Here is a 13,683-nt window from a genome sequence, read left to right on the forward strand (position 1 = left end):
GCGGCGGGACAGAAAGCCCCCCACACCCGCAGCCGGAACGTCCGGCGGCGGGACAGGAAACCCCGCCCACCCGCAGCCGGAACGTCCGGCACTCGGACCACCCCCGCAGCCAGCCGCGGCCTGCGGATACGGTGGGAACACCATGAGCGCTTCGCAGCCCCAAGAGACCTCCCCCGCCGACACCCCGACGCTCCTCGTCAAGATCTTCGGCAAGGACCGCCCTGGCATCACCGCCGGCCTCTTCGACACCCTCGCCGCCTACTCCGTCGACGTGGTCGACATCGAGCAGGTCGTCACCCGCGGCCGCATCGTGCTGTGCGCGCTGGTGACCGAGCCGCCGCCCGGCCTGGAGGGCGACCTGCGGTCCACCGTGCACAGCTGGGCCGGGTCCCTGAAGATGCAGGCCGAGATCATCTCGGGCATCGGCGACAACCGCCCGCGTGGCCTCGGCCGTTCCCACGTCACCGTGCTCGGGCACCCCCTCACCGCCGAGTCGACCGCCGCCATCGCCGCAAGCATCACCGCGACCGGCGGCAACATCGACCGCATCTTCCGGCTCGCCAAGTACCCGGTCACCGCAGTCGAGTTCGCCGTCTCCGGCACGGAGACCGAGCCGCTGCGCACCGCCCTCGCCCTTGAGGCGGCGAAGCTCGGCGTGGACGTCGCCGTCGTGGCGGCGGGCCTGCACCGCCGCGCCCAGCGGCTCGTCGTGATGGACGTCGACTCGACGCTCATCCAGGACGAGGTGATCGAGCTCTTCGCGGCGCACGCGGGCTGCGAGGACAAGGTCGCCGAGGTCACCGCGGCCGCGATGCGCGGCGAACTGGACTTCGAGCAGTCGCTGCACGCCCGCGTGGAACTCCTCGCGGGACTCGACGCCTCGGTCGTCGACAAGGTCCGCTCCGAGGTCCGCCTCACCCCCGGCGCCCGCACCCTCATCCGCACGCTCAAGCGCCTCGGCTACCAAGTGGGCGTCGTATCGGGCGGGTTCACCCAAGTCACGGATGATCTGAAGGAACGTCTCGGCCTCGACTTCGCCCAGGCCAACACCCTGGAGATCGTCGACGGCAAGCTCACCGGCAAGGTGACCGGGGAGATCGTGGACCGCGCGGGCAAGGCCCGCCTCCTGCGCCGCTTCGCCACGGAGGCCGGGGTGCCGCTGGAGCAGACCGTCGCGATCGGCGACGGCGCCAACGACCTCGACATGCTGAACGCGGCCGGTCTCGGCGTCGCCTTCAATGCCAAGCCCGTCGTCCGCGAGGCCGCGCACACCGCGGTCAACGTGCCCTTCCTCGACACCGTGCTCTACCTCCTCGGCGTCACCCGCGAAGAGGTGGAGGCGGCGGACACGCACACCGACTGACGGCGCGGGCACACCTTCCTGCCGCGTCACATGACGAGGGCCCGTTACCGCTGCGGTACCGGGCCCTTCGTCGTACGGAGAACGAGGGTCACGCGGAAGGCGCCCAGTAGTCGACCAGCGTGCCGGCCCCCGGCTCCAGGGCCTTCCACGAGCCGGAGTACGTCAGGACGGCGAAGGCCGACGTCGGGAAGCCGCGGCGGTTCATCCGCACCCGGGCGTCGCCCTCGGCATCCCCGGCGAGGATGTCGGCGAGGCCCTGGACCCCGGGGTTGTGGCCGATCAGGACGACGTTCTGCGCGTCGTCCGGGGTTTCGTTGAGCACGGCGATCAGCTCGCCCGGAGAGGCTTCGTACAGCCGCTCCTCATAGACGGTCTTGGGCCTGTGCGGCAGCTCATGGACGGCGAGCTTCCATGTCTCGCGGGTCCTGGCGGCTGTCGAGCAGAGGGCCCGATCGAAGGTGATGCCGCTGTCGGCGAGCTTGCGCCCGGCGACGGGGGCATCCTTGCGGCCTCGCTCCGCGAGCGGCCGCTCGTGGTCGGACACCTGCGGCCAGTCGGCCTTCGCATGCCGGAAAAGGACAATCCTGCGGGGTTCTGCGACGCTCATGCGTCCCAGCTTCGCATGAAACGCGCGGCCGGGCGCTGGGAGTTGACGCGCCGCCCCGGCACGGGTGACGGCGCCCGCCGGGAGCGGGTCACGACGTCGCGCCGAAGACCGTCTCCTGGACGCGTTCGAGCAGATGGGTGACCACCGGGTCGCCGCTCGCCGCGTGCGCGTCGGCCGGGTTCAGTATCAGCAGGAGCAGTGCCGCGAAGGCGATGGCCGGGAGGGCGACGGCCCACCAGGGAAGCTGGATCTCCACGCTCGCTGAGTCCTTGGGGGCTCCCAGGTCGCGCCGGGTGTGCGAGCGGGCCGACATGCCGCCTCCGTGGTCTTCGAGTGCTCCGTGCCGCGTCTTCGCGGCCACATCTCGAAACTACGGTCTCGGCGACCCTCAGCACATCCGGTGATCCACCCACTTGACCCTGACACTGACCCCCTAGGGGATGGTGGTGCTAGCCCCACCATCCGCCCCGCCGGGGGCAGTTCACGGCGAGGCGACGGAGGCGACGATCCCGATGATCACGGTGATGGCCAGCATCGCGCCGAGCACGATGAGCAGCTTCTTCTGGCCGTTCTGGGGGTTCGGGTCAAGCACTGGCATACGAACAGTCTCGCACCCTTTGTCCGGCCGCACGCCGCCGGGGTCGCACCACCCCCCTCCGGATCAGGCCGCCGCGGCGACCTCGTCCTCGACCGTGCGGTTGCGGCCCGCCAGGACGCCCACCACGATCTGGGGCACCATCAGGGCGGCCATCAGCACGATCGGCAGCTCCCAGCCGCCGCTGTGCTGGTAGAGGACGCCCACCAGGATCGGGCCCGGGATGGAGATCAGATAGCCCGTGCTCTGGGCGAAGGCGGAGAGCTTGGCGACGCCCGCGCCGCTCTTGGCCCGCATCCCGACCATCGTCAGGGCCAGCGGGAAGGAGCAGTTGGAGACGCCTAGCAGCAGCGCCCAGACCCATGCGCCGCCCGCCGGGGCGAGGTAGAGACCGGCGTACCCGGCGAGACCGCACGCGCCGAGGACCATCACCACGGGACCCTGATGGGGCAGCCGGGTCGCGACCCGCGGGATGACGAAGGCCAGCGGCACGCCCATCGCCATGGTGACGGCGAGCAGCACGCCCGCCTCCCCGGCCGGAACGCCCGCGTCACGGAAGATCTGCGGCATCCAGCCCATCGTGATGTACGCGGCGGTGGCCTGGAGTCCGAAGAAGCAGGCGAGCGCCCATGCCGTACGGCTACGGGTGATGCGAAGGTCGGCGTCCTCGCGCCGCACCGCTGCCGGAACGTGCCCGGCGGAGGCAGCGACCGCGGAAGCGGGGGAGCCCGCGCCCCGGTCGCGCACGAGCGGCACCCACGGCACGACGGCGACGACCGCGAGCACCGCCCACACGGCGAGCCCGGTCCGCCAATTGCCGCCCAGCGCATCGGTCATGGGCACCGTGACGGCGGCCGCCGTCGACGTACCGAGTGCGAGTGCCATCGAGTACAGGCCGGTCATCGAGCCGACCTTCTCGGGGAACCAGCGCTTGACGATCACCGGCATCAGGACGTTGCTGACCGCGATGCCCATGAGGGCGAGCGCGCTCGCGGCGAGGAAGCCGACGGTGCCGCCCAGGAACGGGCGGATCGCCAGGCCCGTGGCGATCGCGGCCATGCCCGCGCACACCACCGCACTGGGGCCGAAGCGGCGGGCGAGGCGCGGGGCCATGACTCCGAAGATCGCGAAGCAGAGCGGCGGGACGGAGGTGAGCAGGCCGGCGAGCGTGCCGCTCATGCCGAGCCCGACGCGCACCTCTTCCATGAGGGAGCCGAGGCTGGTGATGGCCGGGCGGAGGTTGAGCGCGGCGAGGATGATGCCGACGATGACCAGACGCGTCGCCCACGCGCGCGTGGGGGGCTTTTTCTCCGCCGTCCCGTCTGCCGCATGGGTGCGTGCCGGTGCCTGCGGCCGGGTCGGCGCAGGTGTCATCGTCGTGGATTCCTCACTAGCCATGAGGCCATCATAGAATCATGGGATGATTGGTTGTCCAATCCGATTCCGTCACAGCACCCGTAGTGTCAGCCCCCGGCCCACCCGTCATCCCGCGCACGAAGGAACGTCATGCCGCTGACCACCCCTCGCCGCTCAGCGCTCTCCGAGCAGGTCATCGCCGAGCTGCGCAACCAGATCTCCTCGGGAGAGTGGCCGGTGGGCTCCCGCATCCCCACCGAGCCCGAACTGGTCGAGCAGCTGGGCGTGGCCCGCAACACCGTCCGGGAGGCCGTCCGCGCCCTCGCGCACAACGGCCTCCTCGACATCCGGCAGGGCTCGGGCACCTACGTGGTCGCGACGAGCGAGCTCGCGGGCGTCATGCAGCGCAGGTTCGCCGACGCCGAGCCCCGGCACATCGCGGAGCTGCGCAGCACCCTGGAGTCGAGCGCGGCGAAGCTGGCCGCGCAGCGGCGTACGGAGCGCGACCTCAAGCAGCTCGACACCCTGCTTGAGCGCCGCGAGGAGGCCTGGGCGTCCGGCGACGCGGAGGTGTTCGTGACGGCCGACGCGACCTTCCACCTGGCCGTCGTGGCCGCCTCCCACAACGACGTGATGATGGCGATGTACGCGGACCTGGGCGAGGTCCTGCGGGACTGGCTGCGCGAGGACATCGGCAAGGAGCTGACCCCCGAGAGCCACATGGACCACGCCCGGCTCGTCGAGGCGATCCGCGAGCGCGACGAGGAGGCCGCGGCGAAGGAGGCCGCCGGCTACCCGTTCATGTGCCGCCCGGAGCGGCTGCGGCCCCCCAACGATCCCGCCTGACCCTCACCTCTGGCCCATGCCCACCACCTCTGGCGGCTGACCCTTACCTCTGATGGCTGACCCAGACCGACCGGATCTCCTTCCAGCACCGCCCGGTGAGCCGCACGGTCATGGCGGGCCCCGCCTCGACCAGGACACCGTCGCTGTCGATGTCCCACCACCGGTCGCACTCCACGTGCAGCCGGATCCGGTCGGTCTCGGGGTACGGGTTGTGGCAGTACGCGACGGCCTGCGAGCCCTCGACGCCGGTGCGGCACTCCGCGCCGAACGGCCTGGGTTCGGCCGCCGCCACGCGCGCGTGGGTGCGTTTCGCCTCTCCGACGGCATGCGACGCGGCGCCGTACGGCAGGGCGATCAGCAGGGTGAGAGCGGCGAGCACCGCGGGAGATGACGGGCGCACACCTCAGGGTGCGCCGCTCCCTCTTGCCGCCGCCTGGCCGGTGGGCCGAACGGGCGACGCCCCGCCTCCCGCGCACTGCGGGGGACGGGGCGTCGACAACGTACGGAAGAAGCGCACGAAAGACCTGGTCAGAAGGTCAGGCGCCCATCATGTGCACGCCGCCGTCGACGTGGATGATCTCGCCCGTCGTCTTCGGGAAGAAGTCCGAGAGCAGCGCGACGATGCCGCGGCCCGCGGGCTCCGGGTCGGCCATGTCCCACGCCAGCGGGGAACGGGTGTTCCACACGTCGGCCAGCTCCGTGAAGCCCGGGATGGACTTCGCGGCCATCGAGGCGAGCGGGCCCGCCGAGATGAGGTTGCAGCGGATGTTGTCCTTGCCGAGGTCACGCCCGAGGTAGCGCGAGGTGGCCTCCAGGGCGGCCTTGGCCGGGCCCATCCAGTCGTACTGCGGCCAGGCGAACTGCGCGTCGAAGGTGAGGCCGACGACCGAGCCGCCGTCGCTCATCAGCGGGCGGCAGGCCATGGTCAGCGACTTCAGCGAGAACGCCGAGACGTGCATGGCGGTGGCGACCGACTCGAAGGGGGTGTTGAGGAAGTTGCCGCCGAGCGCGTCCTGCGGCGCGAAGCCGATGGAGTGGACGACGCCGTCGAGGCCGCCGAGCTCCTCCTTCACGATGCCCGCGAGGCGGTCCAGGTGCTCCTGGTTGGTCACGTCGAGCTCGATGACCTTGGCCGGCTTGGGCAGCTTCTTGGCGATGCGCTCGGTGAGCGTGGGCCGCGGGAAGGCAGTGAGGATGACCTCGGCGCCCTGCTCCTGCGCGACCTTGGCCGCGTGGAACGCGATGGAGGACTCCATCAGGACGCCCGTGATCAGGATCTTCTTGCCGTCGAGAATTCCGCTCATGGTGATCAGTGACCCATGCCCAATCCGCCGTCAACGGGGATGACGGCTCCAGTGATGTACGAGGCGTCGTCCGAGGCGAGGAACTTCACCGCGGCGGCGACTTCCTCGGGCTGCGCGTAACGGCCGAGCGGCACCTGCGCCATGATGCTCGCGCGCTGCTCGTCCGACAGCGCCTTGGTCATGTCGGTGTCGACAAACCCGGGCGCCACGACGTTGAAAGTGAGATTGCGTGACCCGAGCTCACGGGCGAGCGAGCGCGCGAAGCCGACCAGGCCGGCCTTGGAGGCGGCGTAGTTCGCCTGTCCGGGGCCGCCCATCAGGCCGACGACCGAGGAGATCAGCACGACACGGCCCTTCTTGGCGCGCAGCATGCCGCGGTTGGCACGCTTCACGACACGGAAGGTGCCGGTGAGGTTGGTGTCGAGGACGGACGTGAAGTCCTCCTCGGACATGCGCATGAGGAGCTGGTCCTTGGTGATCCCGGCATTGGCGACCAGGACCTCCACCGGACCGTGCTTCTCCTCGATCTCCTTGTAGGCCTGCTCCACCTGCTCCGCGTCGGTGATGTCGCACTTGACGGCGAGCACACCGAGCTCCGCGAGGGCCTGTGGCGGCTCACCCGAGCGGCAGGTGATCGCGACCTTGTCGCCGCCGTCGGCGAAAGCGCGGGCGATGGCGAGGCCGATGCCCCGGTTTCCTCCGGTGACGAGAACCGAGCGGCTCAACGGATCACCCTTTCGATAGCTGTCTGGTACCTCGAAAACCTATCGGTACGGTGCTCCGTACGGAGAATCGACGACCGACAGTGGCGTACCGGACTCACTGTCGGATCCCTACAGAAAAGTGTGGCCCGCGGGCACTTGCGCGCGACATGATCTGACCTGACCGGTGCCGACAGCAGGGAGACTTTCCGTGCCTCATTCCATCGATGCAGCCTTCACGGCGCTGCCGCTGCGGGCCCTGGCGGACGCCGCGCTGGCCCGCGCGCGTGCCCTGGGCGCCGACCACGCGGACTTCCGCCTCGAGCGGGTGCGCAGCGCGTCCTGGCGGCTGCGGGACGCCAAGCCGTCCGGCTCTTCGGACACCACGGACCTCGGTTACGCGGTCCGCGTGGTGCACGGCGGGACCTGGGGGTTCGCATCGGGCGTCGATCTGACGATGGACGCGGCGGCGAAGGTCGCGTCCCAGGCCGTGGCGATGGCGAAGCTGTCGGCACAGGTGATCAAGGCGGCGGGCTCCGACGAGCGCGTGGAGCTCGCGGGTGAGCCCGTGCACGCGGACAAGACCTGGGTCTCCTCGTACGAGATCGACCCCTTCTCCGTGCCGGACGAGGAGAAGAGCGGGCTGCTCGCCGAGTGGAGCTCCCGGCTGCTCGCCGCCGACGGGGTCTCGCACGTCGACACCTCGCTGCTCACGGTGCACGAGAACAAGTTCTACGCGGACACGGCGGGGACGGTCACCACGCAGCAGCGGGTGCGCCTTCACCCGCAGCTCACCGCGGTCGCGGTCGACGAGACGAGCGGCGAGTTCGACTCGATGCGGACGATCGCGCCGCCGGCCGGCCGCGGCTGGGAGTACCTGACCGGGACCGGCTGGGACTGGGACGCGGAGCTGGCCCGCATCCCGGAGCACCTCGCCGAGAAGATGCGGGCGCCGAGCGTGCAGGCCGGCTCGTACGACCTGATCGTCGACCCCTCGAACCTCTGGCTGACGATCCACGAGTCCATCGGGCACGCCACCGAGCTGGACCGCGCGCTCGGCTACGAAGCGGCGTACGCGGGCACCTCCTTCGCCACCTTCGACCAGCTCGGCAAGCTCGCCTACGGCTCGTCGCTGATGAACGTGACGGGCGACAGGACCGCCGAGCACGGCCTGGCGACCATCGGGTACGACGACGAGGGCGTGGCCGCGCAGTCCTGGGACCTGGTGAAGGACGGCACGCTGGTGGGCTACCAGCTGGACCGCCGGATCGCGAAGCTCACCGGCTTCGAGCGCTCCAACGGCTGCGCGTACGCGGACTCCCCCGGGCACGTCCCGGTGCAGCGGATGGCGAACGTGTCGCTGCAGCCGGATCCGGGCGGGCTCTCGACGGAGGACCTCATCGCGGGTGTCGACCGGGGCATTTACGTCGTCGGTGACCGTTCCTGGTCGATCGACATGCAGAGGTACAACTTCCAGTTCACGGGGCAACGCTTCTATCGCATCGAGAACGGCCGCATCACCGGCCAGTTGCGCGATGTCGCGTACCAGGCGACGACCACCGACTTCTGGGGTTCGATGGCGGCGGTCGGCGGTCCGCAGACGTATGTCCTCGGTGGCGCCTTCAACTGCGGCAAGGCCCAGCCGGGCCAGGTCGCGTCCGTCTCGCACGGCTGCCCATCGGCCCTGTTCCGGGGCGTGAACATTCTCAACACCACGCAGGAGGCGGGTCGATGACCTCTCGTACGAACCGTACGAACGGTACGAACAAGCCGCACGAGATCGTCGAGCGTGCCCTCGAACTGTCCACCGCCGACGGCTGCGTCGTGATCGCCGACGAGGGGTCGACGGCGAATCTGCGCTGGGCCGGCAACGCCCTGACCACCAACGGCGTCACCCGCGGCCGCACCCTCACCGTCATCGCGACCGTCGACGGCAAGGAGGGCACCGCGTCGGGAGTCGTCTCGCGCTCGGCCGTGACCGCTGACGATCTCGAGCCGCTGGTGCGCGCCGCCGAGCATGCCGCGCGCGGGGCCGGTCCCGCCGAGGACGCGCAGCCGCTGGTGAGCGGGGGCGAGGAGTCCGCGGACTTCAGGGACGCCCCCGCCGAGACCTCGTCCGCGGTCTTCGCCGACTTCGCCCCGGCGCTCGGCGAGGCCTTCGCACGGGCCCGCGCGGGCGGGCGTGAGCTGTACGGCTTCGCCAACCACGAGCTCGTATCGAGCTATCTCGGTACGTCGACGGGGCTCCGGCTGCGGCACGATCAGCCCAACGGGACCCTGGAACTCAACGCGAAGAGCCCGGACCGGACGAAGTCGGCGTGGGCCGGGCGGGCCACCCGGGACTTCAAGGACGTCGATCCGGCGGCGCTCGACGCGGAGCTCGCGCAGCGCCTGGGCTGGGCCCGGCGGCGTATCGATCTGCCGGCGGGCCGGTACGAGACGCTGCTTCCGCCGACCGCCGTCGCCGACCTGCTGATCTACCAGCTGTGGTCGGCATCGGCACGGGACGCGGCCGAGGGCCGCACGGTGTTCTCCAAGCCGGGCGGCGGCACCCGCGTCGGCGACCGGCTCGCCGAGCTGCCGCTGACCCTGCGCAGCGACCCGAACGAGCCGGGCCTGGAGTCCGCCCCGTTCGTGCTCGCGCACGCGTCCGGCGGCGACTCGTCGGTCTTCGACAACGGGCTTCCGCTGGCCGCCACCGACTGGGTGCGCGCGGGCGAGCTCACGCATCTGACGAGCACCCGGCACAGCGCCGCCCTGACCGGCCTTCCGGTCGCCCCGGCCATCGACAATCTCGTCCTCGACGGCGGCTCCGAGCGCTCCCTGCAGGAGATGGTCGCGAGCACCGAGCGGGGCCTGCTGCTCACCTGCCTCTGGTACATCCGCGAGGTCGACCCGGCGACGCTGCTGCTCACCGGGCTCACCAGGGACGGCGTCTATCTCGTCGAGAACGGCGAGGTCGTGGGCGAGGTGAACAACTTCCGCTTCAACGAGTCGCCGGTCGACCTGCTCCTCCGGGCCGCCGAGGCCGGGCGCACGGAAAAGACGCTGCCGAGGGAGTGGGGCGACTGGTTCACTCGGGCCGCGATGCCCGCGCTGCGCATCCCCGACTTCAACATGAGCTCGGTCAGCCAGGGCGTGTGACGCCCATAGACTGACGCGTAACCATTCGAACCTTTCAAGGAGACACAGGACCGTGACGGACATCGTCGACGAGCTGAAGTGGCGGGGACTCTTCTCCCTGTCCACTGACGAAGATGCACTGCGCAAGTCGCTCGCGGACGGTCCCGTCACGTTCTATTGCGGCTTCGACCCGACCGCGGCGAGCCTGCACGTGGGCCACCTCGTGCAGGTCCTCACCGTCCGCAGGCTCCAGCAGGCGGGCCACCGTCCGCTGGCCCTGGTGGGCGGCGCGACGGGTCAGATCGGTGACCCCCGGCCGACCGCCGAGCGCACCCTGAACGACCCGGAGACGGTCGCGAACTGGGTGGGCAGGCTGCGCACCCAGATCGAGCCGTTCCTGTCCTTCGAGGGCGAGAACGCCGCGACGATGGTCAACAACCTGGACTGGACCGCGGGCCTCTCCGCGATCGAGTTCCTGCGGGACATCGGCAAGCACTTCCGGGTGAACAAGATGCTCACCAAGGACTCCGTGGCCCGCCGCCTGGAGTCCCAGGAGGGCATCTCCTACACGGAGTTCAGCTACCAGCTCCTGCAGGGCATGGACTTCCTCGAGCTCTACCGGCGCTACGGCTGCACGCTCCAGCAGGGCGGATCCGACCAGTGGGGCAACCTCACGGCCGGCATCGACCTGATCCACCGCGTGGAGCCGGACGCCACGGTGCACGCGCTCGCGACGCCGCTGATGGTCAAGGCGGACGGCACCAAGTTCGGCAAGACCGAGGGCGGCGCCGTCTGGCTCGACCCGGAGATGACCACGCCGTACGCGTTCTACCAGTTCTGGCTGAACGTGGACGACCGGGACATCTCGACGTACATGCGGATCCTGTCCTTCAAGTCCCGCGAGGAGCTCGAGGAGATCGAGAGGCAGACCGAGGAGCGTCCGCAGGCGCGTGCCGCGCAGCGCGCGCTCGCCGAGGAACTGACGACGCTGGTGCACGGCGCCGACCAGTGCGCCGCGGTCATCGCCGCGTCCAAGGCGCTCTTCGGCCAGGGCGATCTCGCCGAGCTGGACGAGGCGACGCTGGCCGCGGCGCTCTCCGAGCTGCCGCACATCCAGGTCGCCGAGCTCGGCCCGGTCGTGGACCTGTTCGCGGAGGTCGGCCTGGTGGCGAGCAAGTCCGCGGCCCGGCGCACGGTCAAGGAGGGCGGTGCCTACGTGAACAACGCGAAGGTCGCCGCCGAGGACGCCGTGGCGTCCCGCGACGAACTCCTGCACGGTCGCTGGCTGGTGCTCCGCCGGGGCAAGAAGAACCTGGCTGCGGTCGAGGTCACGGCGGGCTGACCCGCCGATCCGTACGCACGTCGAAGGGGCGGGTCCGCGTGGACCCGCCCCTTCGGCGTGCGGCGGGGCAGGGAACCTACGCCGTCTGTTTGTTTCCCTTGATCATCTTGTACGCCATGTCACCGAGGCCCACGACGACCAGCGCTGCCCCCAGCTGCAGGGCGTGCCGACCCCAGTCGATGCCTCTGGTCTCGTCGATGCCGAACCCGGCGGCGAGCGAGTTGCCGATGATCGCGCCGATGATGCCGAAGATCGTGGTCAGCCAGAGCGGGCTGTGCTGTTTGCCGGGCAGGATCGCCTTGGCGATCAGCCCCAGCACGAACCCCACGATGATGGCCCACAACCAGCCCATAGCTGCCTCCTCATACGGCTCGACATGAGCGTTACGGTCAGTGTCGGCCTGTCCGCCATACGGCGCATGTCGGGCACCCCCATACGTGGCATGTCGCAGGAAGTACGCCGAGAAGGGACGGGCCCCGGTCTCGTAGGCTGCGCAGCCCCGGCGTAACGTGGAACGGGTCCGGGCCGGGGAGAGCCCGGCGTCTTGTGAGCAGGCGGTGGAATGTGATGCGGAAGCAGAGCGGCGCCCAGGTCTTCCGGATCACCGGGGCCCGGCAGGGCCTCGCGGAGGACGTGCGCGGCAGGCAGCGACGCTACGTGATCTCGATGTCGGTCCGTACGCTTTCGGTCATTGCCGCCGCCGTCCTGTGGAACGTCGAGCGGCATGTCGCATTCGTTGCTCTGGTGCTCGGGATCCTCCTCCCGTACATCTCCGTCGTGATCGCCAATGCCGGCCGGGAGAACGCGCCCTCGCTGCCGTCCACCTTCGTACCGGCACCGTCACGGCCGATGATCGCTCCGCCGGCCGCCCGGACCGAGCCCGCGGAACCCATCCCGGAGGCCGGAACGGGGCCCGTGCCCGGCGAGTCCAACGCCCCTTCGGGCGATCAGAACTGACCGTCGACGTTGCGCCAAGCTCAAGAAAAGCTCAGATCAATCATGTAGTTCCGGTGCCAGGCACCGGGTCCCCCGTGACATACTTCGTACGCGCTCCGCATCCCCCGTCGGAGCGACAGACCGACGCCGGGCAGCTCCCCCCGTGGCTGCTCGGCGTCGCCTTGTTTTGAACGCACTTGGACGTTACCTGTGAGCGACGAAACACCGATCTGTTCCGCCAAGGGCTGCCGCGCCGACGCGGTCTGGGTGCTCGCCTGGAACAACCCGAAGATCCACACGCCGGAGCGTCGCAAGACCTGGCTCGCGTGTGACGAGCACCGTGAGCACCTCTCCCAATTCCTCGACGTACGCGGCATGTTGAAGGACGTCGTCACGCTGACCGAGTGGGAAGCGCGGGAGGGCTAGCGGCTAGCCGCCGATCGCCGACATCGGGCGGTCGGGCTGCAGGAACGTCGGGTCGTCGAGGCCCGAGCCGGCCTTCTTGCCCCACATGGCGAGCTTCCATATGCGGGCGATGTTCTCGTCCGAGCCGTCCTCGTCCTCGGAGCGCAGGGCCGCCCGCAGGTCCGTCTCCTCGGTGGCGAACAGGCAGGTGCGGACCTGGCCGTCGGCCGTCAGCCGCGTGCGGTCGCAGGCCGAGCAGAAGGGCCGGGTGACGGAGGCGATGACGCCGACGCGATGCGGGCCGCCGTCCACGATCCAGCGCTCGGCGGGCGCCGAGCCGCGCTCGCCGGAGCCCTCGTCGGTGAGCTCGAAGCGCGTACGCAGCGACTGCAGGATGTCACCCGCGGTGATCATGCCGTCGCGCTTCCAGCCGTGCTGGGCGTCGAGGGGCATCTGCTCGATGAAGCGCAGTTCGTAGTCGTTCTCGACGGCCCAGGCCAGCAGGTCCGGGGCCTCGTCGTCGTTCAGGCCCGGCATCAGGACCGTGTTGACCTTGACCGGGGTGAGGCCCGCGTCGCGCGCGGCCTCGAGTCCTTCGAGGACGTCCTTGTGCCGGTCACGGCGGGTGAGGGTCTTGAAGACGTCGGGGCGCAGCGTGTCGAGTGAGACGTTGACCCGGTCGAGGCCCGCGGCCTTGAGGGCCTTCGCGGTGCGCTTGAGACCGATGCCGTTCGTCGTCAGGGACATCTTGGGGCGCGGCTCCAGCTGGGCGCAGCGCTCGACGATGCCGACGAGGCCGGGGCGCAGCAGGGGCTCGCCGCCGGTGAAGCGGATCTCCTTGATGCCGAGCTGCGTCACGGCGATGCGGACGAGGCGGACGATCTCGTCGTCGGAGAGGAGCTCGGACTTGGACAGCCACTGCAGGCCCTCTTCGGGCATGCAGTACGTGCAGCGCAGATTGCACTTGTCGGTCAGCGAAACCCGCAGATCGGTGGCCACTCGGCCGTAAGTGTCGATGAGCACGTGGGCCCCCTCCCTGATCCTGTTCAGCCAGTCGGTTCAGATAGGGACGAGCCTACGTGACATGACTGACATCGATGGGGGC

The 13,683-nt window shown here is 70.1% G+C and carries 16 protein-coding genes; 7 read left to right on the forward strand and 9 right to left on the reverse strand.

Going from position 1 to position 13,683, the window contains the following annotated elements; all coding sequences use genetic code 11:
• Positions 1 to 142: 142 nt before the first annotated feature.
• Positions 143 to 1,363 (forward strand): phosphoserine phosphatase SerB, encoded by a 1,221-nt coding sequence (serB, locus tag E2651_RS15410; RefSeq protein WP_135331699.1) that lies wholly within the window; start codon positions 143 to 145, stop codon positions 1,361 to 1,363.
• An 88-nt stretch (positions 1,364 to 1,451) separates the two neighbouring features.
• Here the strand turns inward: serB and E2651_RS15415 are convergent, their stop codons facing one another.
• The 4 genes from E2651_RS15415 to E2651_RS15430 form a co-directional block, all read right to left on the reverse strand.
• Positions 1,452 to 1,970, reverse strand: coding sequence for a histidine phosphatase family protein (locus E2651_RS15415; protein ID WP_135331700.1), 519 nt, complete (start codon positions 1,968 to 1,970; stop codon positions 1,452 to 1,454).
• Positions 1,971 to 2,058: 88 nt separating this feature from the next.
• Positions 2,059 to 2,283, reverse strand: a complete 225-nt coding sequence (locus E2651_RS15420) for a hypothetical protein (protein WP_135331727.1) — start codon at positions 2,281 to 2,283, stop codon at positions 2,059 to 2,061.
• A gap of 168 nt (positions 2,284 to 2,451) precedes the next feature.
• Positions 2,452 to 2,568 carry an SGM_5486 family transporter-associated protein gene (locus tag E2651_RS45945; RefSeq protein WP_107102012.1) on the reverse strand — a complete coding sequence of 39 codons (117 nt, stop codon included), beginning with the start codon at positions 2,566 to 2,568 and terminating at the stop codon, positions 2,452 to 2,454.
• Positions 2,569 to 2,631: 63 nt separating this feature from the next.
• Positions 2,632 to 3,963, reverse strand: coding sequence for a CynX/NimT family MFS transporter (locus tag E2651_RS15430; protein WP_209446159.1), 1,332 nt, complete (start codon positions 3,961 to 3,963; stop codon positions 2,632 to 2,634).
• A 108-nt stretch (positions 3,964 to 4,071) separates the two neighbouring features.
• Here E2651_RS15430 and E2651_RS15435 point away from each other — a divergent pair, with 108 nt between their 5' ends.
• Positions 4,072 to 4,767: a FadR/GntR family transcriptional regulator gene (locus tag E2651_RS15435; protein ID WP_135331701.1), complete on the forward strand. Its 696-nt coding sequence runs from the start codon at positions 4,072 to 4,074 to the stop codon at positions 4,765 to 4,767.
• A 43-nt stretch (positions 4,768 to 4,810) separates the two neighbouring features.
• On the opposite strand, the gene E2651_RS15440 is transcribed toward E2651_RS15435, so the two are convergent.
• The 3 genes from E2651_RS15440 to fabG form a co-directional block, all read right to left on the reverse strand.
• The gene (locus E2651_RS15440) at positions 4,811 to 5,146 is read right to left on the reverse strand and encodes a hypothetical protein (RefSeq protein ID WP_135331729.1); all 336 of its coding nucleotides are present in this window, start codon (positions 5,144 to 5,146) and stop codon (positions 4,811 to 4,813) included.
• Positions 5,147 to 5,303: 157 nt separating this feature from the next.
• Positions 5,304 to 6,071: an enoyl-ACP reductase FabI gene (gene fabI, locus E2651_RS15445; RefSeq protein ID WP_135331702.1), complete on the reverse strand. Its 768-nt coding sequence runs from the start codon at positions 6,069 to 6,071 to the stop codon at positions 5,304 to 5,306.
• A 5-nt stretch (positions 6,072 to 6,076) separates the two neighbouring features.
• Complete coding sequence (gene fabG, locus E2651_RS15450) at positions 6,077 to 6,796, reverse strand: 3-oxoacyl-[acyl-carrier-protein] reductase (RefSeq protein WP_135331703.1); 720 nt, start codon at positions 6,794 to 6,796, stop codon at positions 6,077 to 6,079.
• Between the two features lie 187 nt (positions 6,797 to 6,983).
• On the opposite strand from fabG, the gene E2651_RS15455 reads away from it, so the two are divergent.
• The 3 genes from E2651_RS15455 to tyrS are packed head-to-tail and all read left to right on the forward strand — an operon-like array spanning position 6,984 to position 11,237.
• Positions 6,984 to 8,507, forward strand: coding sequence for a TldD/PmbA family protein (locus E2651_RS15455; protein WP_135331704.1), 1,524 nt, complete (start codon positions 6,984 to 6,986; stop codon positions 8,505 to 8,507).
• Positions 8,504 to 9,916, forward strand: coding sequence for a metallopeptidase TldD-related protein (locus E2651_RS15460; protein WP_135331705.1), 1,413 nt, complete (start codon positions 8,504 to 8,506; stop codon positions 9,914 to 9,916). The genes E2651_RS15455 and E2651_RS15460 overlap by 4 nt, the downstream gene beginning before the upstream one ends.
• A gap of 52 nt (positions 9,917 to 9,968) precedes the next feature.
• Positions 9,969 to 11,237, forward strand: a complete 1,269-nt coding sequence (gene tyrS, locus E2651_RS15465; protein ID WP_135331706.1) for a tyrosine--tRNA ligase — start codon at positions 9,969 to 9,971, stop codon at positions 11,235 to 11,237.
• Between the two features lie 76 nt (positions 11,238 to 11,313).
• On the opposite strand, the gene E2651_RS15470 is transcribed toward tyrS, so the two are convergent.
• Positions 11,314 to 11,589, reverse strand: coding sequence for a GlsB/YeaQ/YmgE family stress response membrane protein (locus E2651_RS15470; protein WP_135331707.1), 276 nt, complete (start codon positions 11,587 to 11,589; stop codon positions 11,314 to 11,316).
• A gap of 215 nt (positions 11,590 to 11,804) precedes the next feature.
• On the opposite strand from E2651_RS15470, the gene E2651_RS15475 reads away from it, so the two are divergent.
• Together E2651_RS15475 and E2651_RS15480 are read left to right on the forward strand one after the other, a co-directional pair.
• On the forward strand, positions 11,805 to 12,194 hold the full coding sequence (locus tag E2651_RS15475; RefSeq protein WP_135331708.1) for a DUF3099 domain-containing protein: 390 nt from the start codon (positions 11,805 to 11,807) through the stop codon (positions 12,192 to 12,194).
• Positions 12,195 to 12,383: 189 nt separating this feature from the next.
• Positions 12,384 to 12,599, forward strand: coding sequence for a hypothetical protein (locus E2651_RS15480; RefSeq protein WP_135331709.1), 216 nt, complete (start codon positions 12,384 to 12,386; stop codon positions 12,597 to 12,599).
• Positions 12,600 to 12,602: 3 nt separating this feature from the next.
• Here E2651_RS15480 and moaA read toward each other — a convergent pair whose 3' ends face one another.
• Positions 12,603 to 13,601 carry a GTP 3',8-cyclase MoaA gene (gene moaA / locus E2651_RS15485; RefSeq protein WP_135331710.1) on the reverse strand — a complete coding sequence of 333 codons (999 nt, stop codon included), beginning with the start codon at positions 13,599 to 13,601 and terminating at the stop codon, positions 12,603 to 12,605.
• Positions 13,602 to 13,683: the final 82 nt, after the last annotated feature.

The sequence above is a fragment of the Streptomyces sp. MZ04 genome (assembly GCF_004684775.1).
GTDB lineage: Bacteria > Actinomycetota > Actinomycetes > Streptomycetales > Streptomycetaceae > Streptomyces.

Excerpts from the sequence above, each read along its gene's own strand:
- serB (WP_135331699.1), top strand. The coding sequence starts at position 143 with ATGAGCGCTTCGCAGCCCCAAGAGACCTCCCCCGCCGACACCCCGACG.
- E2651_RS15415 (WP_135331700.1), bottom strand. The coding sequence starts at position 1,970 with ATGAGCGTCGCAGAACCCCGCAGGATTGTCCTTTTCCGGCATGCGAAG.
- E2651_RS15420 (WP_135331727.1), bottom strand. The coding sequence starts at position 2,283 with ATGTCGGCCCGCTCGCACACCCGGCGCGACCTGGGAGCCCCCAAGGAC.
- E2651_RS45945 (WP_107102012.1), bottom strand. The coding sequence starts at position 2,568 with ATGCCAGTGCTTGACCCGAACCCCCAGAACGGCCAGAAGAAGCTGCTC.
- E2651_RS15430 (WP_209446159.1), bottom strand. The coding sequence starts at position 3,963 with ATGGCTAGTGAGGAATCCACGACGATGACACCTGCGCCGACCCGGCCG.
- E2651_RS15435 (WP_135331701.1), top strand. The coding sequence starts at position 4,072 with ATGCCGCTGACCACCCCTCGCCGCTCAGCGCTCTCCGAGCAGGTCATC.
- fabI (WP_135331702.1), bottom strand. The coding sequence starts at position 6,071 with ATGAGCGGAATTCTCGACGGCAAGAAGATCCTGATCACGGGCGTCCTG.
- E2651_RS15460 (WP_135331705.1), top strand. The coding sequence starts at position 8,504 with ATGACCTCTCGTACGAACCGTACGAACGGTACGAACAAGCCGCACGAG.
- E2651_RS15470 (WP_135331707.1), bottom strand. The coding sequence starts at position 11,589 with ATGGGCTGGTTGTGGGCCATCATCGTGGGGTTCGTGCTGGGGCTGATC.
- E2651_RS15475 (WP_135331708.1), top strand. The coding sequence starts at position 11,805 with ATGCGGAAGCAGAGCGGCGCCCAGGTCTTCCGGATCACCGGGGCCCGG.